The 24,226-nt window shown below is 66.2% G+C and carries 18 protein-coding genes; 10 read left to right on the forward strand and 8 right to left on the reverse strand.

The window, feature by feature from the left end; all coding sequences use genetic code 11:
* Positions 1-53 precede the first annotated feature (53 nt).
* On the forward strand, positions 54-920 hold the full coding sequence (locus DFLDMN_RS19725) for a LysR family transcriptional regulator (protein WP_423199565.1): 867 nt from the start codon (positions 54-56) through the stop codon (positions 918-920).
* Here DFLDMN_RS19725 and DFLDMN_RS19730 read toward each other — a convergent pair.
* From DFLDMN_RS19730 to urtA, 7 genes are all read right to left on the reverse strand, one after another.
* On the reverse strand, positions 914-1,243 hold the full coding sequence (locus DFLDMN_RS19730) for a zinc ribbon domain-containing protein (RefSeq protein ID WP_423199566.1): 330 nt from the start codon (positions 1,241-1,243) through the stop codon (positions 914-916). The genes DFLDMN_RS19725 and DFLDMN_RS19730 overlap by 7 nt on opposite strands.
* 28 nt (positions 1,244-1,271) lie before the next feature.
* A complete protein-coding gene (gene fmdA / locus DFLDMN_RS19735) occupies positions 1,272-2,504 on the reverse strand; it encodes a formamidase (protein WP_423199567.1) in 1,233 nt (410 codons plus the stop codon).
* 68 nt (positions 2,505-2,572) lie between these two features.
* Positions 2,573-3,262, reverse strand: a complete 690-nt coding sequence (gene urtE / locus DFLDMN_RS19740; RefSeq protein ID WP_423199568.1) for an urea ABC transporter ATP-binding subunit UrtE — start codon at positions 3,260-3,262, stop codon at positions 2,573-2,575.
* A gap of 29 nt (positions 3,263-3,291) precedes the next feature.
* Positions 3,292-4,035 (reverse strand): urea ABC transporter ATP-binding protein UrtD, encoded by a 744-nt coding sequence (urtD, locus tag DFLDMN_RS19745; RefSeq protein ID WP_423199569.1) that lies wholly within the window; start codon positions 4,033-4,035, stop codon positions 3,292-3,294.
* A gap of 12 nt (positions 4,036-4,047) precedes the next feature.
* On the reverse strand, positions 4,048-5,187 hold the full coding sequence (gene urtC / locus DFLDMN_RS19750) for an urea ABC transporter permease subunit UrtC (RefSeq protein ID WP_423200515.1): 1,140 nt from the start codon (positions 5,185-5,187) through the stop codon (positions 4,048-4,050).
* A gap of 68 nt (positions 5,188-5,255) precedes the next feature.
* Positions 5,256-6,170 (reverse strand): urea ABC transporter permease subunit UrtB, encoded by a 915-nt coding sequence (gene urtB / locus DFLDMN_RS19755; RefSeq protein ID WP_423199570.1) that lies wholly within the window; start codon positions 6,168-6,170, stop codon positions 5,256-5,258.
* Positions 6,171-6,191: 21 nt separating this feature from the next.
* Positions 6,192-7,487 carry an urea ABC transporter substrate-binding protein gene (urtA, locus tag DFLDMN_RS19760; RefSeq protein WP_423199571.1) on the reverse strand — a complete coding sequence of 432 codons (1,296 nt, stop codon included), beginning with the start codon at positions 7,485-7,487 and terminating at the stop codon, positions 6,192-6,194.
* A gap of 227 nt (positions 7,488-7,714) precedes the next feature.
* On the opposite strand from urtA, the gene DFLDMN_RS19765 reads away from it, so the two are divergent.
* Both DFLDMN_RS19765 and DFLDMN_RS19770 read left to right on the forward strand, forming a co-directional pair.
* A complete protein-coding gene (locus DFLDMN_RS19765; RefSeq protein ID WP_423199572.1) occupies positions 7,715-11,104 on the forward strand; it encodes an ATP-binding protein in 3,390 nt (1,129 codons plus the stop codon).
* On the forward strand, positions 11,088-12,017 hold the full coding sequence (locus DFLDMN_RS19770; RefSeq protein ID WP_423199573.1) for a response regulator: 930 nt from the start codon (positions 11,088-11,090) through the stop codon (positions 12,015-12,017). The genes DFLDMN_RS19765 and DFLDMN_RS19770 overlap by 17 nt, the downstream gene beginning before the upstream one ends.
* A gap of 17 nt (positions 12,018-12,034) precedes the next feature.
* Here the strand turns inward: DFLDMN_RS19770 and DFLDMN_RS19775 are convergent, their stop codons facing one another.
* Positions 12,035-12,487 carry a YbaK/EbsC family protein gene (locus DFLDMN_RS19775; protein ID WP_423199574.1) on the reverse strand — a complete coding sequence of 151 codons (453 nt, stop codon included), beginning with the start codon at positions 12,485-12,487 and terminating at the stop codon, positions 12,035-12,037.
* Positions 12,488-12,767: 280 nt separating this feature from the next.
* Here DFLDMN_RS19775 and katG point away from each other — a divergent pair, with 280 nt between their 5' ends.
* From katG to DFLDMN_RS19810, 7 genes are all read left to right on the forward strand, one after another.
* Complete coding sequence (gene katG / locus DFLDMN_RS19780; RefSeq protein ID WP_423199575.1) at positions 12,768-15,029, forward strand: catalase/peroxidase HPI; 2,262 nt, start codon at positions 12,768-12,770, stop codon at positions 15,027-15,029.
* A gap of 189 nt (positions 15,030-15,218) precedes the next feature.
* Positions 15,219-16,196, forward strand: coding sequence for a sensor domain-containing diguanylate cyclase (locus tag DFLDMN_RS19785; protein ID WP_423199576.1), 978 nt, complete (start codon positions 15,219-15,221; stop codon positions 16,194-16,196).
* Positions 16,197-16,422: 226 nt separating this feature from the next.
* Positions 16,423-18,303, forward strand: coding sequence for a hypothetical protein (locus DFLDMN_RS19790; protein WP_423199577.1), 1,881 nt, complete (start codon positions 16,423-16,425; stop codon positions 18,301-18,303).
* Positions 18,304-18,505: 202 nt separating this feature from the next.
* On the forward strand, positions 18,506-20,032 hold the full coding sequence (locus DFLDMN_RS19795; RefSeq protein WP_423199578.1) for a hypothetical protein: 1,527 nt from the start codon (positions 18,506-18,508) through the stop codon (positions 20,030-20,032).
* 200 nt (positions 20,033-20,232) lie between these two features.
* Positions 20,233-20,850 carry a glutathione S-transferase family protein gene (locus tag DFLDMN_RS19800; RefSeq protein WP_423199579.1) on the forward strand — a complete coding sequence of 206 codons (618 nt, stop codon included), beginning with the start codon at positions 20,233-20,235 and terminating at the stop codon, positions 20,848-20,850.
* 44 nt (positions 20,851-20,894) lie between these two features.
* Positions 20,895-22,994 (forward strand): pyridoxamine 5'-phosphate oxidase family protein, encoded by a 2,100-nt coding sequence (locus DFLDMN_RS19805; protein ID WP_423199580.1) that lies wholly within the window; start codon positions 20,895-20,897, stop codon positions 22,992-22,994.
* Positions 22,995-23,058: 64 nt separating this feature from the next.
* Entirely contained in the window at positions 23,059-23,973 is a 915-nt protein-coding gene (locus tag DFLDMN_RS19810) for a LysR substrate-binding domain-containing protein (RefSeq protein WP_423199581.1), read from the forward strand.
* Positions 23,974-24,226: the final 253 nt, after the last annotated feature.

The raw sequence follows: 24,226 nt of genomic DNA on the forward strand, positions 1-24,226 counted from the left end.
ATTAGGAAAGCGATATATTTTGATGACTCGCATTACAAGGCCTAATACAACCCGTGGACCGCAATCTCGATATCCCGTTAGTCCGCACCTTCGTCGCGGTGGCCGAACTGGGCAGCATGACGGCAGCGGCCAACCGCCTGCACCTGACACAGGGCGCCATCAGCCAGCAGATTCGCCGGCTTGAGGAAACTTTTGCATGTGCGCTGTTTCTGCGTGAAGGAAGGCGGCTGGAGCTGACGCCGGGCGGCGAACGGCTGCTTGCCAAGGCGCGCCACCTGCTGAAGGTGAACGACGAGATCTGGGCCGATATGACGGCGCGCCCGCTGGCCGGCATGCTGCGGCTCGGCGTGCCCTACGATCTGGTCGGTACGTGCTTCCCGTCGATCTTTCGCGCCTTTGGCGAAGCGTATCCGTACGTCGATATCGCGCTGCGCTGCGGGACCTCGCCGGAGCTATCCGGCGCGCTCGCGGATGGCTCGCTCGATCTTGCCGTGGTGGAAGAGCTGGCCGACGAGGCCACCGGCGAGGTGCTGCGGCACGAGCAACTGGTGTGGGTCGGCGCGCGCGGTGGCCTGGCGTATCGCAAGCGGCCGCTGCCAGTGTCGCTGGTGGACGAGACCTGTGCGTTCCGTCATCGCCTCCTGCGGCTGCTTGGCGAGCACGATATCGGCTGGCGCACGGTGTTCGAGAGCGGCAATATCGAGGCCACGCGCGTTACCGTGCGAGGCGATCTCGCGGTGACGGCGTGGCTGGCCTCGACGGTGCCTGCCGATATGGATATTCTGCCGCCCGACTGCGGCCTGCCGGCGTTGCCGACGTTCGCCATCACGCTGCAGATGCCGCCCGCGGCCGCGCAGATCGCGCAGGCGTTTGGCAAATTCGTACGGGAAGGCGTGGCGCGCTGGCGTCAGGCTCAGTGACTGATCATCCAGGGCCGGCCGGCGGCCTGTTTGACGGCGTTGGCCGGCGCCGCGAGCTGCGGGTTTGCCAGCTTGACCGGCGCGCAACATCCGCAGCCTGGGCCATGTGCCCGGCTTTCCTTCGGCGCCGAGGCGCTGCGCTCGTTGGTCGCGTGCGCGGCGCGGGCCGCCGTGCTCAGGCGGCCCAACGCCGGCGCCGCCACCAGCGCCCGTGCCGCGGCCACGCCGCAAGCGGGGCAGGCGGCCGGCTCGTCGCGTCGCGCCATCGGGCGCATGACAGTGAACGTGCCACAGTCGTGGCAACGGAAGTCGTAAGTGGGCATGGTGGCTTTGGCGTCGGGATGGCGTGACTCAGACCTTGTCGGGCGACAGCGGCAGGTCCACGCCGCCCTGGATCATCCTGGTCGGTCCGCTGGCGCTCGGCCGGATGTCGAAGTCGAAGATCTGCGTCGGCAGCCACAGCGTGGCGCACGCGTTGGGCACATCGACCACGCCGCTGATATGGCCCTGGACAGGCGCGGTGCCGAGCAGCGAATAGGCCTGCGCGCGCGAATAGCCGAACTTCGTCAGGTATTCGATGGCGTTGAGGCAGGCCTGGCGATACGCGACATTCACGTCGAGGTAATGCTGCTTGCCCGACTCGTCGACCGAAATGCCTTCGAAGATCAGGTAGTCGTTGTAGTTCGGCGTGATCGGGCTCGGCTTGAAGATCGGATTGCGGATGCCGTACCTGGCCATGCCGTCTTTGATCAGCGTCACCCGCATATGGACCCAGCCCGCCATCTCGATGGCGCCGCAGAACGTGATTTCGCCATCGCCCTGCGAGAAGTGGAGGTCCCCCACCGACAGGCCCGCGCCGTCGACATAGACCGGAAAATAGACCTTGGCGCCGCGCGACAGGTCCTTGATGTCGCAGTTGCCGCCGTGCTCGCGCGGCGGCACGGTGCGCGCCCCGGTGGCGGCGGCCTGGTTGCGCGCATCGCCCTGCAGCTTGCCCATGTGGGCGGTGGCCGCGAACGGCGGATTGGCCAGGCCGGGAACACGGTCGGGGTCGGTGGCCAGCAGCGCGGCCTCGCGCTCGTTCCAGGTCTCCAGCATGGCGTGGTCGGGCAGGCAGCCGATCAGGCCCGGATGGATCAGCCCGGCAAAGTTCACGCCCGGGATATGGCGCGACGACGTGAACATGCCGTGGAAGTCCCAGATCGACTTCTGCGCCTGCGGGAAATGGTCGGTCAGGAAGCCGCCCCCATTCTGCCTGGAGAAAAAGCCGTTGAAGCCCCACTGGCTATCGGGCTTGGCGCCGATATCGAGCAGGTCCACCACCAGCAGGTCGCCGGGCTCGGCTCCCTCGACGCCGACCGGCCCCGACAGGAAGTGAACGATCGAGAGGTCGATATCGCGCACATCGTCGGCGGAATCGTTGTTCTTGATAAAGCCGCCGGTCCAGTCGTAGGTCTCGAGGATAAAGTCGTCGCCCGGCTTGACCCAGCATGCCATCGGGATATCGGGGTGCCAGCGGTTATGGACGTCGGGATTCTCGTACGGCGATTGGGCCAGATCGACCTGGATCAGGGTATCGGTCATGACATTGCCTCCTGGATGCGTGCAGGGATGAAGGAAAGGGAATGCGGGCTACAGGGATGAAGCGGGAACTACACCGACAGGTACTCGCGGATATGCGCCACGTCGGTGCCGTGACGCTGGGTCTCGTGCACGAAGCGCCCGCCCTCGATGACGAACAGGCGGTCCGCCACATCGAGCGCGAAGCTCAGGACCTGCTCGGAAAACACGATGGTGATGTCGCGCGTGCGCCGGATCTCGTTGAGCGCGCGCGCAATGTCCTTGATGATCGAGGGCTGGATGCCCTCGGTGGGCTCGTCGAGCAGCAGCACCTTGGGGTTCGACACCAGGGCGCGCGCAATGGCCAGTTGCTGCTGCTGTCCGCCGGACAGGTTGCCGCCCTTGCGCCGGCGCATGTCGAACAGCACCGGAAACATGGCAAAGATCTCCTCCGGAATGCGCCGGGTCTTGCCCTGTTCCATGCCGGTCAGGATGTTCTCCTCGACGGTCAGGTGCGAGAAAATCATGCGCCCCTGCGGTACATAGCCGATGCCGGCGCGTACACGCCGGTAGCTCTCGTCGCGCGAGACGTCGTGGCCGTTCACGCAGACCTGGCCGGCGCGGAGCGGCAGCATGCCGATCATGGCCTTGAACAGCGTGGTCTTGCCCATGCCGTTGCGGCCCATGATGGCGACGGTCTCGCCCTGTGCGGCCGCGAAGGAGACGCCGTGCAGCGCTTCGCTCTGGCCATAGTTCACCACCACGTTGTCGACGGTCAGCATGCGGATGTCCTCCTTCAATGGTGGCGGGCCTAGTGGCCCAGATATACGTCGATGACACGCGGGTCGTTCTGCACCTGCGTCATCGATCCTTCCGCGAGGATCCTGCCCTGGTGCATGACGGTGACCTTGTCGGCGATCTGCTGCACGAAGTCCATGTCGTGCTCGATCACGATCACGGCGCGCCCCTTGCTGATGCGCTTGAGCAGGGCCGCCGTCAGCTCGCGCTCGCGCACGCTCATGCCGGCGATGGGCTCGTCGAGCATCAGCAGCTGAGGTTCCTGCATCAGCAGCATGCCGATCTCGAGCCATTGCTTCTGTCCGTGCGAGAGCTGCGCGGCCTCGCGCTCCAGCGCATCGCCCAGGCCGATCTCGGCGGCCACGTCGGCCACGCGCTGGCGCACTTCGTCGGTGGTGCGGAAGGTCAGCGCGCCAAACACGCCGCGTCCACGCGGAAACGACACCGCGAGGTTCTGGAATACGGACAGGTTCTCGTAGATCGAGGGTGTCTGGAACTTGCGGCCGACGCCGGCCCGCACGATGGCGTATTCGGACAGGCCTGTCATCTCGCGATTGGCGAACTTGATGCTGCCGCCGGTCGCGCGCGTCTTGCCGCACACGAGGTCGAGCAGCGTGGTCTTGCCCGCCCCGTTGGGACCGATGATGACGCGCAGTTCGTCGCGGTCGACATAGAGCGTGAGGTTATCGATGGCCTTGAAGCCGTCGAACGACACGGACAGGTCTTCCACCGCCAGCATGAAATCGGTATTGCTCATATGGCGCTCCCGTCAGGCCGTGGTGGCCGGCATGCCTTCGGCAGGCGCCGGCGGTTCGCCGGTACGGCGCCGGCGGCTTATGTACTTGCGGTAGAGGCCGGCCAGGCCATCGGGAAAGGCCACCACCACACCGATAAAGAGCGCCGCCATCAGAAACAGCCACAGGTCCGGAAAGCTCTCCGAGAAGTACGTCTTGCCCGCGTTGACCAGCATCGTGCCCCACACCGCGCCCACCAGGCTCATGCGTCCGCCCACCGCGACGAAGATCACCATTTCGATCGACGGCACGATGCCGACGAACGAGGGCGACATGAAGCCCACCTGCAGCGTGAACAGTGCACCGCCGATGGCCGATAGCGCGGCGGCCAGGCAGAACACGAAGACCTTGAACATCGACACGTCGTAGCCGGAGAAGCGCACGCGGTCCTCCTTGTCGCGCATGGCCAGCAGCAGCACGCCGAGCTTGGTGCGCTGGATCCAGCGGCACAGCAGCATGGTGCCGAACAGCAGTGCGACGCTGACGAAGTACAGCACCAGCCTGGCGCTGTCGGTGCGGATGTCCCAGCCCAGCATGGTCTTGAGGTCGGTAATGCCGTTGACCCCGCCTGTATAGCCTTGCTGGCCGATGATCAGCACCGACAGGATCAGCGCCACCGCCTGCGTGATGATGGCAAAGTAGACCCCGCCGACGCGGCGCCGGAACATGGCGAAGCTGACCACGAAGGCCAGCAGCACCGGCACCGCGATCACACCGATCAGCGCAAACGGCAGATGCCGGAACGGCTCCCACCACCACGGCAGCGCGGTGAGCTGGTTCCAGTCCATGAAGTCCGGAATGCCCGGCGTGGACTGGATGGCGGTGCTCTTCGGGTCCGATGCCTCGAGCTTGAGGAACATCGCCATGACGTAGCCGCCGAGGCCGAAGAACACGCCCTGGCCGAGGCTCAGCACGCCGCCGTAGCCCCACAGCATGACCAGGCCCACGGCCACGAAGGCGTAGCTCAGGTATTTGCCCACCAGATTCAGGCGGAAGACATCGAGCGACAGCGGCAGGACGACGACCAGCACCAGCGCCAGCAGCGCATAGCCGGCCCATTCGGCACTGACGGCGCGCAGCCGTTGCCGTAGCGGCAGCGATTGGAGGGGAGACATCATCGGGCTCCGTGAACAGTAAGGTTCGGCACTAAGGGTCGGCACCAAGGGTGGCGGCAGGGTCGGGATCAGCGCCGCACGGCGGGCGCAAACAGGCCCTGCGGGCGAATCATCAGGATCGAGACGATCAGCAGCAGGGTCAGCACGCGCGCCATCGATCCGGTCATGAAGAACTCGGTGATCGACTGCGTCTGCGCGATGCCGAAGGCCGAGGCCACCGTGCCGGCCAGGCTGGCCGCGCCGCCGAACGTCACCACTAGGAATGAATCGACGATATAGAGCGCACCGCTGGTGGGCCCCGTCGAACCGATCGTGGTGAACGCCGCGCCGGCCACGCCGGCAATGCCGCAGCCGATGGCGAAGGTGAGGCGGTCGGTGCGGCGCGTGTTGATGCCGGCGGCGTTGGCCATGGCGCGGTTGGCGGTGGTGGCACGCACGCGCAGGCCCCAGCGCGAACGGTGCAGTGCCAGCCAGATCAGCCCGGTGACACCCAGTGTCAGCGCCATCACGAATAGGCCGTTGATGGGGATATCGAGCCCAGGCGCCGGCGACCACGAGCCCATCAGCCAGTCGGGCAGGGTCGGACTGACTTCCTTGGGGCCGAAGGTCGAGCGGAACACCTGCTGCATGCCCAGCGACAGACCCCAGGTGGCCAGCAGCGTATCGAGCGGGCGCTTGTACAGGTGGCGGATCAGCGCCCACTCGGCCAGCCATCCGGCCGCGAACGCGAGGCCGAACGCGGCGCAGATGGCCAACGGGAAGTACCACCCGAGCCAGGCCGGCGCCAGCCGCTCCACGGTGGTGGAAGCGAGATAGATGGTGTAGGCGCCGATGGTCATGAACTCGCCATGGGCCATGTTGATGACACCCATCTGCCCGAAGATGATGGCCAGTCCCAGCGCCATCAGCAGCAGCACCGAGAACAGACTCAGGCCGGCGAAGCCCTGCATCAGGCCGATGTTCAGCATGTCGGAGAGATTCATGACCGTGCTCCCGCGCTGGCGTTACTGGTAACCCTTGGGGAACGGGTTGGGCGGAATCAGCTGCGGCGATTCGGCCACCACCTTGAACTGTCCGTCCAGCTGGGCCAGACCCACGCGCGTCTTGCTCCAGAGGTGATGGTTGGGGTCCACCTTCACATAGCCTTCGGGCGCGGTCTTCAGCTCGATGCCGGGCGAGGCCGCCACCACCTTGTCGATATCGAAGCTGCCGGCCTTTTCCACCGCGGCCTTCCACAGCCACGGGCCAAGATAGGCGGCCTGCGTGACATCGCCGATCACGGACTTGGCGCCATACTTGGCCTTGAACGCGTCCACGAACTGCTTGTTGTTGGGGTTGTCGAGCGACTGGAAGTACTTCATGGCGGCGTAGAAGCCGGCGATGTTGTCCCCGCCGATGCCCAGCACTTCGTCTTCGGTGACCGAGATGGTCAGCAGGAACTGCTTGTCGGCGGTAATGCCGGCAGCCTTGAGCTGTTTGTAGAACGCCACGTTGGAGCCGCCCACGACGATGGCGTAGATGCAGTCGGGCTTGGCGATCTTGATCTTGTTGATCAGCGAGTTGAAGTTGGTGTGGCCCAGCGGGTAGTACTCCTCGCCCACCACCTTGAGCTTGAGGAAGTTCTCGATGTGCTTGCGCGCGATCTTGTTGGATGTGCGCGGCCAGATGTAATCGGAGCCGATCAGGAAGAAGCTCTTGGCGTTCTTCTGCTTGGCGGCCCAGTCCAGGCCCCAGATGATCTGCTGGGTGGCTTCCTGGCCGGTGTAGATCACGTTCTTCGACTGTTCGAGTCCCTCGTAGAAGGTAGGGTAGTAGAGCAGGCCGTTTTCCTTCTCGAAGACCGGCAGCACCGCCTTGCGCGAGGCCGAGGTCCAGCAGCCGAACACGGCCGCCACGCGGTCGTTGACCAGCAGCTTCTTCGATTTCTCGGCGAAGGTGGGCCAGTCCGAGGCGCCGTCTTCCTTGATGACCTTGATCTTGCGCCCGAGGATGCCGCCGGCGGCGTTGATCTGGTCGATGGCCAGTTGCTCGGCCTGGATCGAACCGGTTTCGGAGATCGCCATGGTGCCGGTGGCCGAATGCAGTTGCCCCACCGTGACCTCGCTATCGGTCACCGCGAGCTTCGTCGTGTTCACGGCCGTGGTCGGCAGGTTGGCGCCGTGCGCCTGGGTGGCCATGCCCGCCAGCGGCAGCGCGGGCAGGGCCGCCAGCCCCTGCATCAGGCGGCGCCGGTTCAGCGATACCGCTTGTGCTTCGGCAGACGCCGCCGCAGACGACCCGTTTTCGTTCTTGTCACGCATGTTCAACGCTCCTTCGAGGCAGGTGTGGGTGGTGGTGCTGTGTTGGGGCGGATCATGCGGGGCGCATGCGCAGGGCGGAATACGTCATTCAACGTATGCGCATGGCAGGCATGCGCAGGTCGGGCGCGCGCGGTGGGCGCGGGGAGGTCGCGCGCGACCGGCTTGCGCGCGGACACGGCACACCTCTTGCATTCGCACGACGGTCCGACCTTGCCCGCATCCACGATATGTCGAGTGCCAGCCCGCCCGTGCAGCGCATCAGCAAGATCCGGCGTGACTACAACCGCTGGGTCGCCGACGAAACGCTGGAGGATTACGCGTTGCGCTATGCACCAAGGTCGTTCCGCAAATGGAGCGCCTTTCGCGTGGCGAATACCGCTTTTGGTGCAGTCGCGTTCCTGGCGCTGGAAGCGATCGGGGCGGCCATCACGCTGAGCTACGGCTTTACCAATGCGATGTGGGCGATTGCGGTGGTCAGCCTTGTCATCTTCCTGACCGGGCTGCCGATTGCCTATCATGCGGCGCGCGACGGCCTCGATATGGACCTGCTGGCGCGCGGCGCGGGGTTCGGCTACCTCGGCTCGACCATCACGTCGCTGATCTACGCGAGCTTCACGTTCATCTTCTTTGCGCTCGAGGCGGCCATCATGGCGCAGGCGTTCGAGCTGCTGTTCGGCATGCCGCGCTGGATCGGTTACCTGCTGTCGTCGGTGATCGTGATCCCGCTGGTGACGCACGGCGTGACCTTGCTGTCGCGCATCCAGTTGTGGACCCAGCCGCTCTGGCTGGTACTGCTGGTGCTGCCCTACGCGCTGATCCTGTGGCGCGAGCCGCAGCACTACACGGCTTTCCTGACACTCAACGGCCGCCTGGCGGACGGCGACGGATTTTCCTGGCACGCCTTTGGCGCGGCGGCCACGGTCGCCGCCGCGCTGATCGGCCAGATCGCCGAGCAAGTGGACTTCCTGCGCTTCATGCCGCCGCTGACGCGCGCCAACCGGGTGCGCTGGTGGAGCGCGCTGATTGCCGCCGGACCGGGCTGGATCGTGCTCGGCGCCGCCAAGATGGCGGGCGGCGCCTTTCTGGCGTTTATCGTGCTGCAGGCGGAGCTGCCGGTCGCCCATGCGCTGGAGCCCACGCAGATGTACCTGGCGGGGTTTGCGCGCGGACTGGGCGAGCGCTGGCCGGCGTGGGCGCCGGTGGTGCTGACCGGCCTGCTGGTGCTGGTGTCGCAGACCAAGATCAATATCACCAATGCCTATGCCGGTTCGCTGGCGTGGTCGAATGTCTTCGCGCGGCTCACGCATAGCCATCCGGGGCGCGTGGTCTGGCTCGCCTTCAATGTGCTGATCGCGGTCATGCTGATGGCGATGGGCGTGTTCGAGGCGATGGAGCAGGTGCTGGCGCTGTACGCGCACCTGGCCGTGGCATGGGTCGGGGCGATCTTTGGCGATCTTGTCCTCAGCAAGCCGCTGGGCTTGTCGCCACGTCATCTCGAGTTTCGGCGCGCGTATCTGTTCGATATCAATCCGGCCGGCTTTGGCAGCATGGCGCTGGCGTCTGGCGTGTCGATGCTGATGCATCTCGGCGTGTTTGGCGATGTGTTGCGGCCCGCGTCGATCGGCGTGTCGTTACTGCTGTCGACGGTGCTGCCGCCGCTGATTGCATGGGCGACCAGGAGCCGCTATTTCATGGCGCGTCCGCCGGTGGAATTCGGCGCGCGTCATGCGGTGATCCGTTGCACCATCTGCCGCAATCCGTTCGAGCGCGAGGACATGGCGGGGTGTCCGGCCTATCGCGGCCCGATCTGCTCGCTGTGCTGCACCCTCGATGCGCGTTGCGGCGACCGCTGCAAGCCCGGCGCCAGCGCGCAGGAACAGATCGCCACCGCGCTCACGCGCGTGCTGCCGGCCGGCACGCCCCCGGTGGCTGCGCGCCGCGTGGGCCAGTTCGTGTTGATGCTGGCCGGCATGGTGTTCGCGTTCGGCACGCTGTTATGGCTGCTCTATACGCAGGAGCAGCTGTCGGGCGGACCGATACCGGCCGTGACGGCGGGCGGCGCCCTGTTCCTGAAGATTGGCGCCGGACTGACGCTGTTCTCGGCGGTGGCGGCATGGTGGCTGGTGCTGGTCAATGAGAGCCGGACCGTGGCGCAGGAAGAGTCCGAGCGGCAGAACGTGCTGCTGCAAAAGGAAATCGACGCGCACCGGCAGACCGACGCGCTGCTGCAGCATGCCAAGGAGGTGGCGGAGAAGGCCAACGTGGCCAAGAGCCGCTTTATTACCGGCATGAGCCACGAAATGCGGGCCGGGCTCAATTCGATCCTCGGCTACTCGCAGTTGCTGCTGCGTGCGCCGGCGCTGCCCGCGGCGTGCCGCGAGGATGTCCGCACCATCGGGCGCGCGGGCGAGCATCTGTCGAGCCTGGTCGACGGTTTGCTGGAACTGTCGCGCATCGAGGCCGGCAAGCTGCGGCTGGAGCAGGAGGCGGTGTCGCTGGAGTCGTTGTTCGATGACCTCGTGCGGATGTTCCGGCCGCTGGCGGCGGCACGCGGGCTGGCGTTCCACTATCGCGTGGTGGGGCAGTTGCCGCGGCATGTGCATGCCGACTCCAAGCGGCTGCGGCAGATCGTGATCAACCTCGTCAGCAACGCGATCAAGTTCACGGACCATGGCGCGGTGACGCTGACGGTGCGTCATCAGCGCGAACTCGGCACCATCAGCGTGCGCGACACGGGGCCCGGTATTCCCGCCGAAGACCAGGCGCGCATCTTCGATCCGTTCGAGCGTGTCACGCCGCACGACGACCGTGAAGGCATCGGGCTCGGGCTCGCGATCGTGCGGCTGCTGGCGGACCTCATGGGCGGTGAAATCCAGGTCCACAGCGCGCCGGGCGAGGGCAGCGAATTCCTGGTGCGGCTCTATCTGCCGGCGGTGGCGGCAGTGACGGCGCCGCGCAAGGACATGCCGGCCGGGCCTCTGCCCGCGGGGGCACGCGTGCTGATCGTCGATGACCGCGTCGCGCATCGCGCCGTCCTGCGCGGCTTTCTGGCGCCGCTCGACCTGGCGGTGCGCGAAGTGGGCGAGGGCGCGCGGGTGATGCCAGCGGTGCGCGAATGGCAGCCGCAACTGGTATTGCTGGACCTGAACCTGCCCGATGCCTCGGGCTGGGACCTGTGCCGGCAGATTCGCGGCGCGCATCCGGCGTCGCAGGTGGTCATCGTGTCCGCCAACGCGCATGAAAACACCGAGGAGGCACGGCAGTCGCTGGACTATCTCGGCTTTGTCAGCAAGCCGGTGCGCGAGGGGGAATTGCTCGAGATGGTGCACCGTGCCCTGTCGCTCGCGGCGGTGCCGGCGTCGGACGTCTCCGGAACGTCGCCTGCCGATCCCGCGCTGTCATCATCACCGGCACAGCCGGATCACGAGACCCTGCGCGAATTGCTGGCGATGGGCGCGACCGGCCGCCTGCGCGCGGCGGAGGCGTACCTGACCGAGCTGGCGCTGGGCCATGGCGGCGAGGCCGCCTGGGCGCGTCAGATGCTGACGCTGGCACGAACCGACGCGGCGGCCCTGACCGCATCACTTGGCGAGGCGCTTCATGCAACCCGATCCTGAACTCCCGCAGCAGACGGCTACCCATGGCACGCGTGTGCTCGTGGTAGACGACAGTCCCGACGCATGCCGCATGCTGATCCGCGCGCTCGGCGGCGAGGCCATGCTGGTGCATGCCGCGTCGAGCGGCAACGCCGCGCTCGACGCCCTGGCGTTCTTTGCCCCGGATGCGGTGCTGCTCGACGTCGATATGCCCGGCATGGATGGTTTTGCCACGTGCGAGGCGCTGATGCGCCGCCACGCCGACCTGCCGGTCATCTTCATGACGGGTCTGAGCGACACGGGCCATATCGTGCGCGGTTTCGAGGTGGGGGCATGCGACTACGTCACCAAGCCCGTTGTCATCGCCGAAGTGGTGGCGCGGGTACGTTCGCACGCGAGCAAGGCCAGGCTGGCCCGCAGCGCGCGCGAGGTGGTGCTGGGCAGTGCGACCCCGATGTTCGCTGCCGGACCGGACGGCCGTTGGTTATGGAGCAATGCGCGCGCCACGCAGTTGCTGCAGGCACACGGCTGGCCGGCGCCGGCGCCCGGCATGGCGGTGCCGCAGGTTCTGGCTGATGCGCTGCAGCAACTGCGGCATAGCGGCGACATCACGCTGCATCAGCTTGGCATGCGCCGGCTGACGGGTGAGGGAACGGACTGGATGGTGGTGGAGCTGCGGGCGCGACCGGCCGCCGGACTGGCATCGGAGGCAGCCACGTTGTCCGGGTTGTCGCTGACCGCGCGCGAGGCCGAGGTCATGGCGTGGGTGGCGCGCGGCAAGACCAATCGCGACGTGGCCGAGATCCTCGGCATGAGTCCGCGCACCGTCAACAAGCATCTGGAGCACATCTACGAGAAGCTTGGCGTGGAAACGCGCACGGCTGCCGCCGCCGCCGCCCAGCGGCAGCTTGCCCAGTTCGCGCAGAACAGCTGAGGCGGGCCCGGCGGGCGCTACATCAGCCGGTGCGAAAAATGCCCGTGCCGCGCCTCGGCCATGAGTTCGCCAAACTGCCCGGTGCGCATATGGACCACTTCGTCGCGGTCGCCCGCTTCGAAATAGACATCGGCGTGCGCGAGCAGGCTGTCGTCGAGCCAGGTCTGCACGCCGTAGCCCGCGGGCGGCAGGGCCCCGGGATGGCAGTCGCGAAACACCTCGCGCACACCGTCGCCGTGGACGCGCGTCAGCGCGCGCCCGGTCTGGTCGCGCAACTCCGCCAGCCGCAGATGGTGGCTCGCCGGAAAGACGGCGATGAGATAGCCGCGCTGGTCTTCCAGCAGAATGGTCCGGGCCAGTCGATCGTGAGGAATGGTTGGCGTCTGCGTGCCCGCGCCGGCGCGGTGAAGGATTTCATACCGGCATTGCTTCCTGCCCAGACACTTCGCCAGATGGGTAGCCATGGTCATGGTTGCAACCTCCGAGCGTTGATCGCCGCAGTTGTCTTTGGTGTCGTAACGCCACTATAGGCCACGCGTCGTCTCGCACTCGCTGGTAGTAACCCCACCCGGCGAGGTCAGAATCTTCCAATAGCGGAACGCTATCGGCGCGATTGCAATCCTCACATTTGGTTGCCCGGGGCTCTCAACTATATTTCGTGTGCGGTGGCCTGCCGAGGCGGGCCTGCGTGTAAGCGTTGACGTGGAAGACTACAAAGAACGTTTGGTACGCCCCCCACAAGGAGAGAGCATGTCTGACGAAAAGTGTCCCTTCAACCATGCCGCCGGCGGCGGCACCACCAACAAGGACTGGTGGCCCAAACAATTGCGGCTCGATCTGCTGAGTCAGCATTCGAACCGGTCCAATCCGCTCGACCCGGAGTTCAATTACGCGGAAGCCTTCAGGAGTCTCGACCTTGCCGCGGTCAAGCGCGATCTCACCGCGCTCATGACCGATTCGCAGGACTGGTGGCCGGCCGATTTCGGTCACTATGGTGGACTGTTCGTTCGCATGGCATGGCACAGCGCGGGGACCTATCGCATCGGCGATGGCAGGGGCGGTGGCGGGCGCGGACAGCAGCGCTTTGCGCCGCTCAACAGCTGGCCCGACAACGTAAGCCTGGACAAGGCGCGCCGGCTGCTGTGGCCGATCAAGCAGAAGTATGGGCAGAAGATTTCGTGGGCGGACCTGATGATCCTGGCCGGCAATGTCGCGCTGGAGAGCATGGGTTTCAAGACGTTCGGCTTTGGCGGGGGCCGCGAGGATACCTGGGAGCCCGATCTCGATGTCTACTGGGGCAACGAGAAGACCTGGCTCGGCGGCGATGTCCGCTACGGCAAGGGTGCCGCCGGCAAGGACGATGACCAGGCGGTGCTGGTGGCCGATCAGGATACGCATGGCCAGCAGGTCAGCCGCACGGACCCGGGGCGCCATCTCGAGAATCCGCTCGGCGCGGTGCAGATGGGCCTGATCTATGTGAATCCGGAAGGCCCGGACGGCAATCCCGATCCGCTTGCCGCCGCCTACGATATCCGCGATACGTTCGGCCGCATGGCGATGGACGACGAGGAGACCGTGGCGTTGATCGCCGGCGGCCACAGCTTCGGCAAGACGCACGGCGCGGCCCCGGCCAGTCACGTCGGGGCGGAGCCGGAAGGCGCGGACCTCGAAATGCAGGGGCTGGGCTGGAAGAACAGCTTCGGTACGGGGCGCGGCGCGGACACCATCACCAGTGGCCTGGAGGTGACGTGGTCGAGCACGCCCACCCAGTGGGGCAACAGCTTCTTCGAGAACCTGTTCAATTACGACTACGAGCTGACCAAGAGCCCGGCGGGCGCCAACCAGTGGGTGGCCAAGACCACGGACGAAACGATTCCGCACGCGTTCGATCCGGCGAAGAAGCTCAAGCCGACGATGCTGACCACGGATCTCTCGCTACGCTTCGATCCTGTCTACGAGAAGATCTCGCGACGCTTCAAGGACGATCCGCAGGCGTTCGCCGATGCGTTTGCACGTGCCTGGTTCAAGCTGACGCACCGGGACATGGGGCCGCGCGCGCGCTATCTTGGTCCGGAGGTGCCGCAGGAGGAACTGCTGTGGCAGGATCCGATTCCGGAGGTCGATCACCCGCTGGTCGACGAGAAGGATATCGCCGCGCTCAAGCAGCAGATCCTGGGCGCGGGCCTGTCGATTGCCGATCTGGTGAAGACCGCCTGGGCCTCGGCCTCGACGTTCCGCGGCTCGGACAAACGCGGCGGTGCCAATGGCGCGCGCATCCGGCTGGCCCCGCAGAAGGATTGGGCGGTCAATGAGCCGGGCGAACTCGGCAAGGTGCTGGAGACCTTGACGGGCATTCAGAACCAGTTCAACGGTGGCCAGTCCGGCGGCAAGAAGATTTCGCTGGCGGACCTGATCGTGCTGGCCGGCGGCGCGGCCATCGAGCAGGCCGCGGAGAAAGCCGGCAGGAAGATCACGGTGCCGTTCTCGCCAGGTCGCATGGATGCGTCGCAGGAAAAAACCGACGTCAAGTCGATGGGCGCACTCGAGCCGACCGCCGATGCCTTCCGCAACTACATCAATCCGCGCGTACGGGTGCCGGCCGAGCACATGATGATCGACAAGGCGCAACTGCTGACCCTGACCGCACCGGAAATGACGGCGTTGATCGGTGGCCTGCGTGTGCTGAACGTTCATACCGGCAAGGACGCGCACGGTGTCCTGACCGAGCGGCCGGAAACGCTGACCAACGACTTCTTCCGCAACCTGCTCGACATGGGCATCGAATGGACCGCGCTGTCGCGCGACGTGTTCGAGGGCCGCGACCGCAAGACCGGCAAGGTCAGGTGGACGGGCTCGCGCGTCGACCTGGTGTTCGGTTCGCATGCCCAGCTGCGCGCGCTGAGCGAGGTCTATGCCAGCGAAGACGGCGCCGACAGGTTCGTCGGGGACTTTGTCGATGCGTGGGTCAAGGTGATGAACCTTGACCGGTATGACCTGCGAGTGAAGGGATAGGCCAACGGCGACATGGCTGGTCGTTGCCGGCATGGGTGCGGAACGGGCGCGGAGAGACTCCGCGCCCGTTCCGCTTTCCAGCCAGGCGCCTGGCGGCGGGTTGCGGCATGCCGGCGGTAACCTGACAGGGTCGCGCATGGCAGCGTCTTATAATGGCGGGGTCGACATGCCGATGGGAGATGCCGCTCAATGCAAGCCCCCGCAACCTTGCCCGACGAAGCGGAACGCCTTGCCGCATTGCGGGCACTGAACCTCCTGGACACCCCCGCCGAGGAGCGTTTCGATCGTTTCACCAGGCTGGTAAAACGCATGTTTGATGTGCCCATCGCCCTGGTCAGCCTGGTCGACGAGAACCGGCAATGGTTCAAGTCGCGCGACGGCCTGGCACTTGCCGAGGGGCCGCGGGACACCTCCTTTTGCGGCCACGCCATCTGCGCCGATGGCATCCTGGTGATTCCCGATGCAACGCTCGATGTGCGGTTCCACGACAACCCGCTCGTTACCGGGGACCCGCATATCCGCTTTTACGCCGGGCGGCCGCTGTCCGCGCCCGGCGGCCACAAGATCGGCACCCTCTGCCTGATCGATCGCAAGCCACGCAGCCTCGATGCCAAAGACCTGCTGGCGCTCGACGATCTGGCGCATCTGGTCGAGCGCGAGCTTGCGGTCACGCAACTGGCCACGATCGACGATCTCACCATGCTTTCGAACCGCCGGGGCTTTGCGATGCTGGCCACGGCCGCGCTGGACACGTGTCGCCGGCTGGCCCGTACCCTGACCCTGGTGTATATCGACATGAACAGCTTCAAGGCGATCAACGATCGCTTCGGTCATGCCGAAGGCGACCACGCGCTCGCGGCCTTCGCGCAGATATTGAAGGGGTCGCTGCGGCATTCGGATCTCGTTGCCCGCATGGGCGGCGACGAATTTGCGGTGCTGCTCACCGACACCGATCAAGCGCGCGCCACCGAGGCCGTGTCGCGCTTCCGCACCCATATTGCCGACTGGAACGCGCGCCGGACGCGTCCCTACGCGCTCGATTTTTCGGCGGGCATCGTCGAGCTCGATGCCGCGCGACACCACACGGTGCATGAACTCCTGGCGGACGCCGATCGCGCCATGTACGCGCAGAAGATGGAACGCAAGCGCAAGAGCGCGGCGCGGTAGCGCCGCGGCACGGTTGCCAACCGTGCCGCATCGTGGTGCCCATGTTGCGTAAAACGCGAAAAAAAGGCCCTAAAAATGGCGTTCTGCGCGCTTGTGTGCACTCGCTCTGCTAAGATGCGCGCCAATAAACACAGCAATGACAGCCGCTTCGCTTCTCGCGGGCGATCGACGGCATTCGACAGACGGGGCGAACATGAAGGCGGTGTCATACGGGTGGCTGCCAGCATTGGCAGTAGTACTTCTGAGTGCTTGCGGGGACGGCGATGGCGACAAGCCGCCGCAAGCACCGCCACCGGGCACCGCGGTGACGCCGAGCATTTCGGCGGCAGCCGCCCAGCAGGTCAAGGTTGGCGATACCGCCGACATCGCCGTCATCTTCCGTGCGCCGCAAGGAATGGCGGCGCGCCAGCTCGCCATTACCACCGGCATGTCGCCGCTACCGGCTGGCTGGAGCAGCGCCTCCTCGAGCTTCGCTTGCGACACGGTGTCCGCCAATGACGATTGCCGCCTGAACCTGCGCTATAGCCCGACCCTCGCGGGTGTCAGCGGCAACCTGAACCTGGGCTTCCGCTATATCGACGCGAACGGCGTGCAGCAGCACGGCAGCGCGGACATCCCCTATGGCACCACGGCGCCCAACGCGGTGACGGCGGCCGTCGCGCCGGCGGGTCCGCTGCAGGTGGGTGTGGGCACTTCCACGTCGGTGGTGTTCACGTTTCGCTCCAACGATGGCGTTCCTGCCACCGCGCTGAGTGCCGACGTGGGGGCGCTCCCGGCCGGCTGGTCCGTGGCCGGCGGCAGCGTGCCGTGTGCCACCGTTGCCGGCGACGCGGGCTGCAGCCTGTCGCTGCAGTTCCAGCCGCTGGGGCCGGTCGGCACCAGCGTGCTGTCGCTGCCATATCGCTACACGGACAGCGGCGGCGCGGTGCGCGATGGCACGGCCAGCGTCACGTATGCCGCCATCGCCGGCGGCACCGTGACCGCGGCGCTATCGCCGGCGGGCCTGGTCGATACCTATGTAGGTTCCACGGCCTCGGTACAGGTGAGCTTCACCGCTACGGCGGGCAACGTCACCGGCATGCAGCTTACTTCGACGCTGCCCGCGGAGTGGACGGTGACCTCGGGCACGCTGCCCTGCACGACGCTGGCAGCCGGGGCCAGTTGCCAGGCAACGTTGACGTACGCGCCGACCAGCTCCCTGGTGTCGGGCACGGTCCCGATCGATTTCAGCTACACCGACAGTTTTGGCGTGGCGCACTCGGGTTCGCTGACGATCCCTTACCGTGCGCGCAGCCACTTCGTCTACGTGCCGAACCGCGGGGGCGGGAATGTGACCCGCTGCGCGCTGGATACGAATGGCGATCCGGCCAACTGCGTCAACCTGACGCCGACCGCGTTGGTATTCCCGTCCCGTATCCGGCCCGAAGGCAGCTCGGCGTATCTGATCGATTCCGGCGGCACCGGGAAGATCATTCATTGCGCCGCCGATGCCAACGGCGACCTGTCGAACTGCGCGGTCACCGGCCTGCCGATGAACAATCTGCCGGGCGGCATCGCCCTCCGCAACGGCATGGCCTATATCGTCGACGATAGTACCGGCGAGCTGCAACGGTGCACCGTCGATGCGGACGGATTGTTCAGCGCATGTGCCATCACGAGCCTGACCGCGCCCGCCATCGCCACCAGCATCGCGTTCAGCGGCGACAATATGTATGTGGGTTATGCCGCGGCATCGAACGTGACGCGCTGCACGGTGCTGCCCGACGGCACCCCGACCGCGTGCCTGTCCGAACCCGTTGCCGGCATGACGGGCACGTCGTCCGTAGCGGTCAACGGCGGCTATCTGTACCTCACGAATAACGGCAACAACAACGTCCTGCGTTGCACCATCAATTCGGACGGCTCGCTGTCGAGCTGCATCGACGCAGGCGCGACCGGGCTCAACGCGCCGTTCGGCATTGCGCTGTTTGGTGGCTATGCGTATATCAGCAACGGCAACAGCAATGTGCTGTCGCGTTGCACCGTGGATGGTACGTCCATGTTGTCGAACTGCGCGGTGTATGCACAGCCCATCCTGAATCAGCCTGGCGTGTTGGGCATTCAATAGCCGGACAGCCGCCCTGGCCCGCATTCGGGCACGCACCTAGGCAATTCCGAACGCCATCTCAGCATTCGACCGATGGTCGGGGCGGTCCGCGTTGATCATTATCGTCAACGTAACCGACGTTCGGCCGTTCTGCAGAGATGGCCACCGCCAAGGCCAAGGCTGACGCTGAACGTCCGCGACCCGTAACCGGACCAGTGAGAACGTGAAAGCCCGACAACCGGCCCGTGCCGACCCGGCCCTGCCGGTGCGCGACGTGCGCCAGCCTGGTGGCGCCCTGCAGCGGCGTGTGGACGACAGCCGCCGCATGGCGTCGCAATCGTCGCGCCTGAGCCAGCTTGGCGCAGCACCGGCGACAGCCTCGCTCCAGCCGCTCCAGCCGCTGCAGCCGCTGCCATTGCCGATGCTCGGCAGCACCATGCCGCTGCAGGCCAAATGGGAGTACGTCGATGTCGGCGGACGGGAGCGCCGGTACAACCTGCGCGACAACGGCGATGGCACCTATACGCATAGCGCTACCGGCGAGGTCTACCACTATGTGAACAACCGCATGCACTCGCAAAAGCCGGGCGAGCGCGTGCTGACGTCGGTGAACGCGCCCTTGCCCGCCACGGGGCCCATCACGGCGGTGGCACCCACCACCACGCACGATCCCAGGAATGTGCTGTTCGAAATCCTGGAGAGCGGCAAGGTCAACTATCTCGCCAACACGGCGGCGAATCGGCAGCAGTACGCAGGCAAGTACGTCGAGATGAAGCCGGAGATGTTCTCTACCTTCAAGAACGCCGGCAAGCGCTATGGCAGCAACAAGGTGATGGACCCCGTGACGTTGGCGCGCTACAGCTACGACGATGTCAGGAAGCTGTTCCATGAATGGGACCCCGCCGCCAAGGACCGGCGCGGCGCCGCGGTCAGCACCGTGCCCGCCACTCCGGGTAGCGTGAGCGCGAACCAGGCCCTGCTCGACCGCCTGACCAAGGGCGAGCTGGTGGACCGGCGGCGCGCCGACCGCACCGGCGAGAACCTGTCGCCATTCGACGTCGGCTCGTATGCCAGGAACGTGACGCTCAAGTCGGACTCCGGATATTCGCGCAGCTACCAGAGCCTCACGGGCACGGCCGCCTGGCTGCCCGGGGCGGCGGTCAACCGCGATCACGCGCCGTCGGGCGAGTCGCAGAACGTGCGCGGCGATGCCGGCGCGTACAACGAAGCGTTTGCCATCACCATTCCCAACCCCGAGATGCACCAGGTGCATAGCCCCACCTTCGGCACCGACAATTCGCACAAAAATGGGCTCGAGGACGATATGGAGGGCACCACCGACAAGCGCGTGGAGCTCGACGCGCAATACCCGGCGCTGGCCTTCTACCGCGATGCCCACTTCATGCTGACGCAGACCGCGGGGCAGGACTATTTCACCTCGGCGAGCCATCCATGGCTCAACCTGACGCAGCCACAGAATCGCGTGCGGCAGATCGGCGGGTACCGGAACCTGCATCGTCGCAACACGCAGATCAACAAGCGGCTGGGTGCCAAGCGCGGCTTCGACCCGGCCAGCCAGGCCTTTGAATTCACGGCGCAGCCGCGCATTCACAAGAAGAAGTCGAAGAAGCAGACCAGGCGCCTCGGCATCTACAAGTACGCCAAGGTGCTCAATAAAACCCAGGGTGCCCTAGCTGTGGAACGCTATATCGAGCACCTGATCAAGACGGGCGAAGCCAATCTGATCTAGTTGAGCGGCTCCGCCGCCTGGCGTGGAGGCCCGCCTTGCTGTCCTGACATCGCGATGGCGGCCGTGCGAACTTGCAATACGCGCGGTGACCCTCGGAACTAGTCTTGCCCTGCGCCGCGCACACCCTGCCGCGCGTACCGGATCGCGCCGCTTGCCGGCACGATCGTCGCCAAGTCCAACCTAGTTCGGAAACCGCCGCCATGAAGCTCTACTACCACCATCTGTCTGGCCATTCGCACCGCGTGCGCCTGTTCCTGTCGCTGCTGGGCGTCAAATACGAAGCAATCGAGGTCGATCTGGCCGCGGGTGCGCACAAGTCGCCCGAATACCTCAAGCTGAACCGCTTCGGCCAGGTGCCGGTGCTGGTCGATGGCAGCGATGTCATTGCCGACTCGAATGCCATTCTGGTCTATCTGGCCAGGAAGCTGGGGGAGACCGACTGGCTGCCGGAAGCGCCATTGGCGGCCGCGGCCGTGCAGCGCTGGCTGTCCGTCGCCGCCGGTGAAGTCGCCTATGGCCCCGCCGCCGCACGGCTGATTACCGTCTTTGGTGCACGCTACAACGCGGAGGAGGTGATTGCGCGCGCGCACGCCATCCTCAAGCTGATCGACGCCGAGCTGGAAGGCCGCAAGTTCCTGGCGCTGGGCCATCCCACCATCGCCGACGTCGCGCTGTACGGCTACATCGCACGCGCACCCGAGGGCAACGTCGATCTCTCGGCCTATCGAAACGTGAACGCCTGGCTGCAGCGCATCGAGTCGCTGCCTGGATTCCTGGCGTTCGACAAGACGCCGGTGGGTCTTGCCGCCGCGCATTAAGACTGTCCCGACTCAGCAGACATCAGGCCCGAGGGAGGGAGACGATGGCAATGGAAAACGCGAACGAACCGGCTTCGCCATGGCATGCGGGCGAGCTGACGATGCAACGGCAGCTCGGCGTCGACGCGCGGATGCGCGATGTCGGGCGGCGTGTGATACGCGACTACATGCCGGACCAGCACCGCGCGTTCTTCGCGGGCCTGCCCTTCCTGGTGCTGGGTGCCGTCGATCAAGCCGGCGATCCGTGGGCCACGGTGATCGCGGGGCGGCCGGGCTTTGTGCAGTCTCCCACCAGTACCTCGCTGCATATCGAGGTGGTGACGGATCCGCGTGATCCCGCCAGCGCGGGGCTGGTCGAAGGGGCCGGTGTCGGTTTGCTCGGCGTGGAGTTCCATACGCGCCGACGCAACCGCATGAATGGTGCGGTGGCCAACCGGACCGGCACCGGATTCGACGTGACCGTGGCGCAGAGCTTCGGCAACTGCCCACAGTACATCCAGTTGCGCGAACCGGCGTTCGCGCGCGAGCCGGCCGAGCCGTCGCCGGCGCCGGTGCAGAAGCTGTCTGTGCTGGGTCCGCGCGAGCGCGCCCTGATCGGCGCGGCGGACATGCTGTTCGTGGCGTCGTATGCCGATGTCAATGGCGGTGGGGAGGGCAAGGACGCACGGCAGGTCGATGTCTCCAGCCGCGGTGGCAAGACCGGCTTTGTGCGCGTGAGCGAGGACGGCGTGCTCACCGTGCCTGACTTTGCCGGCAACCTGTTCTTCGCCACGCTCGGCAACTTCCTGGTCAATCCGCGGGCGAGCGTGGCCTTCGTCGATTTCGAGACCGGCGACATGCTCCAGTTGAGCGGCACCGCGACGGTTACGCTCGACGATCCGGTCATCGGCGCTTTCCAGGGCGCCGAGCGGCTCTGGCACTTTACGCCACGGCACATCGTGTACCGACCCGATGCCTTGCCGGTGCGCTGGCGCTTCCTGCCCGACGGCTGGTCGCCGAACTCGCTGATGACGGGAAGCTGGGACCAGGCCGCGGAGCGCCTGAAGGCTGCCGCGCTGGCCAATGCGTGGCGCCCCTTCCGCGTGGCCGACATCGTCGACGAATCGTCGTCGATCCGTTCGTTTCACCTGCAGCCGGACGATGACGCAGGAACCATTCCGCACCTGGCCGGGCAGCATCTGCCGATTCGCGTCACGCCGCCCGCGTGCGGCAAGCCGGTCATCCGCACCTACACCATTTCGGTAGCGCCGTCGGACGGCCGATACCGGATCAGCGTCAAGCGCGAGGGCGTGGTCTCCAGCTATCTTCACGACGCACTGCAGGTCGGCAGCCTGATCGAGGCGCGCGCGCCGGCCGGACAGTTCGTGGTCGATGCCGCCGAGCGTCGGCCCGCGGTGTTGCTTGCCGCCGGTGTCGGTGTCACGCCGTTGCTGGCCATGTTGCGGCACGTGGTCTATGAAGGCCTGCGCAAGCGCCGGGTGCGCCAGACATGGATGTTCCAGTCCGCCAGGTCGCTCGGCGAGCGCGCGTTTTCCGCGGAACTGCGGCGCCTCGTCGACGCCTCCGAGGGCAAGGTGCGCCTGGTGCGGGTGCTGTCGGAGGTCGACGGGGCCGAGGAAGGCAAGGACTACGACGTGGCCGGACGGATCGACATCGCGCTGCTGCGGCAGACGCTGCCGTTCGACGACTACGACTTCTACCTGTGCGGGCCGCCGGGCTTCATGCAGGCCATGTACGACGGCCTGCGCGATCTCGATATTGCCGATGCACGGATTCATGCCGAGGCCTTCGGGCCGGCCGGCCTCGCGCGGCGGCAGCAAGCCGCCACGGCTGCCATGAATACGCCGGTGCGCCGCCCCGCGCCGGCGTCCACGCCGGTCGCCTTCGTCCGGTCCGGCAAGGAAGCGCGCTGGAACCCCGGCGACGGCACCTTGCTGGAGCTTGCCGAAGCACGCGGTCTCAGTCCCGAGTTCAGTTGTCGTGGCGGGACCTGCGGCACCTGCCGCACCAGGATCGTGGAAGGTGCGGTGGCTTATGCGGCGGCGCCCGCGTTCAGCACGGAGGCCGATGAAGCGCTCATTTGCTGCGCGGTGCCCGCGGATCCCGCCGCGGGCGGTGGTCCTCGCCTGCTCCTCGATCTGTGACGCCGCTGCCGGTGTTCACTGAGGTAAGCTAATGCCCGCGCAATCACGGCGGGGGATAGGAGGTATGGGCATTCGCGAGATCGAGATCTTTCGTGCGGTGATGACATCCGGCAGCATGAGCAAGGCGGCCGTCCTGCTCGGTGTCTCCCAGCCGGCAGTGAGCCAGGCGATCCGCAAGCTCGAAGTCGCTGCCGCCGTCAGCCTGTTCTCGCGCACGCGCGGGCGGCTTGAGCCCACCTCCGCCGCCAGCGCGCTGATGAGCGACGTCGACCGGTTCTTCGCCGGCTACGAATACATCGAGCATCGCATCCGCAGCCTGCGCTCGTATGGGCACGGACGTCTGACGGTCGCCATCAATCCCGCGTTCGGGCTTGGCTTTATTGCGCGCGCGCTTGCCGCCTTCGAAGCCGACAAGCGCGGCGTGCAGCTCTCGCTGCAGGTCATGAACTCCCATGAGGTCCACGAAACCGTGTCTGCCGGGAAGGTGGATTTCGGTCTGATGGCAACTGGCCTGTCGATGGCCGGGCTTGAGCATTCGCCATTTGCCCACTTGCGTGCGGTAGTGGTGATGCGGGATGGCCACCCGCTCGCGCGTCGGCACACGGTGGTGCCGCAGGACCTGGAGCGGCAGCCGTTTATCGCGCTGAACTCGGCGGACCCCACGCGCCTCTCGCTTGAGACGCAGTTTGGCGAGGCCGGCGTCTTTCTCAAGCCGCAAGTCGAGACCCCGAATTCGCATACGGTTTGTGAACTCGCACTGGCCGGCGTAGGGGTTGGCGTATCGCATCCGCTGGTCGCCGCCGACTATATGGACAGAGGGCTGACGGTCAGGCCGCTCTCGGTCGAGGTGGTGCTGAACAGTGTGATCGCCTTCCGCGCAGGCTCTCCGCTGTCGGAACACGCCAAGGACGTGATCCGCCAGCTGCGCGTGCAACTGGCGCAGGAGACTGCCGCGCTGGCTGCGCGCATGGCCGCCTGAGGCAACGGATCGCACCGCACACCCGCACACCCCAACACCCGAACGCCGTCAGCCGAGAGCGCCGACCACATAAGCGCAGCTTATCGACCACCTCTGTGCGCCATATTGCCTTGCAGCAAGGCGCTTACGACAATGGTTCGAAGCGATACCCCATAAGCCCTGCCTCTGGACTGCCCTCCAGGCCAGGGGCCGCCGGCATGCCGGCGGCCCACCCGATTGGCCGATCCGGCAGCCAGCGAGGCGGCGCATGCCA

Origin of the sequence: Cupriavidus sp. H19C3, from assembly GCF_049393815.1 — a bacterium.
Lineage (GTDB): Bacteria > Pseudomonadota > Gammaproteobacteria > Burkholderiales > Burkholderiaceae > Cupriavidus.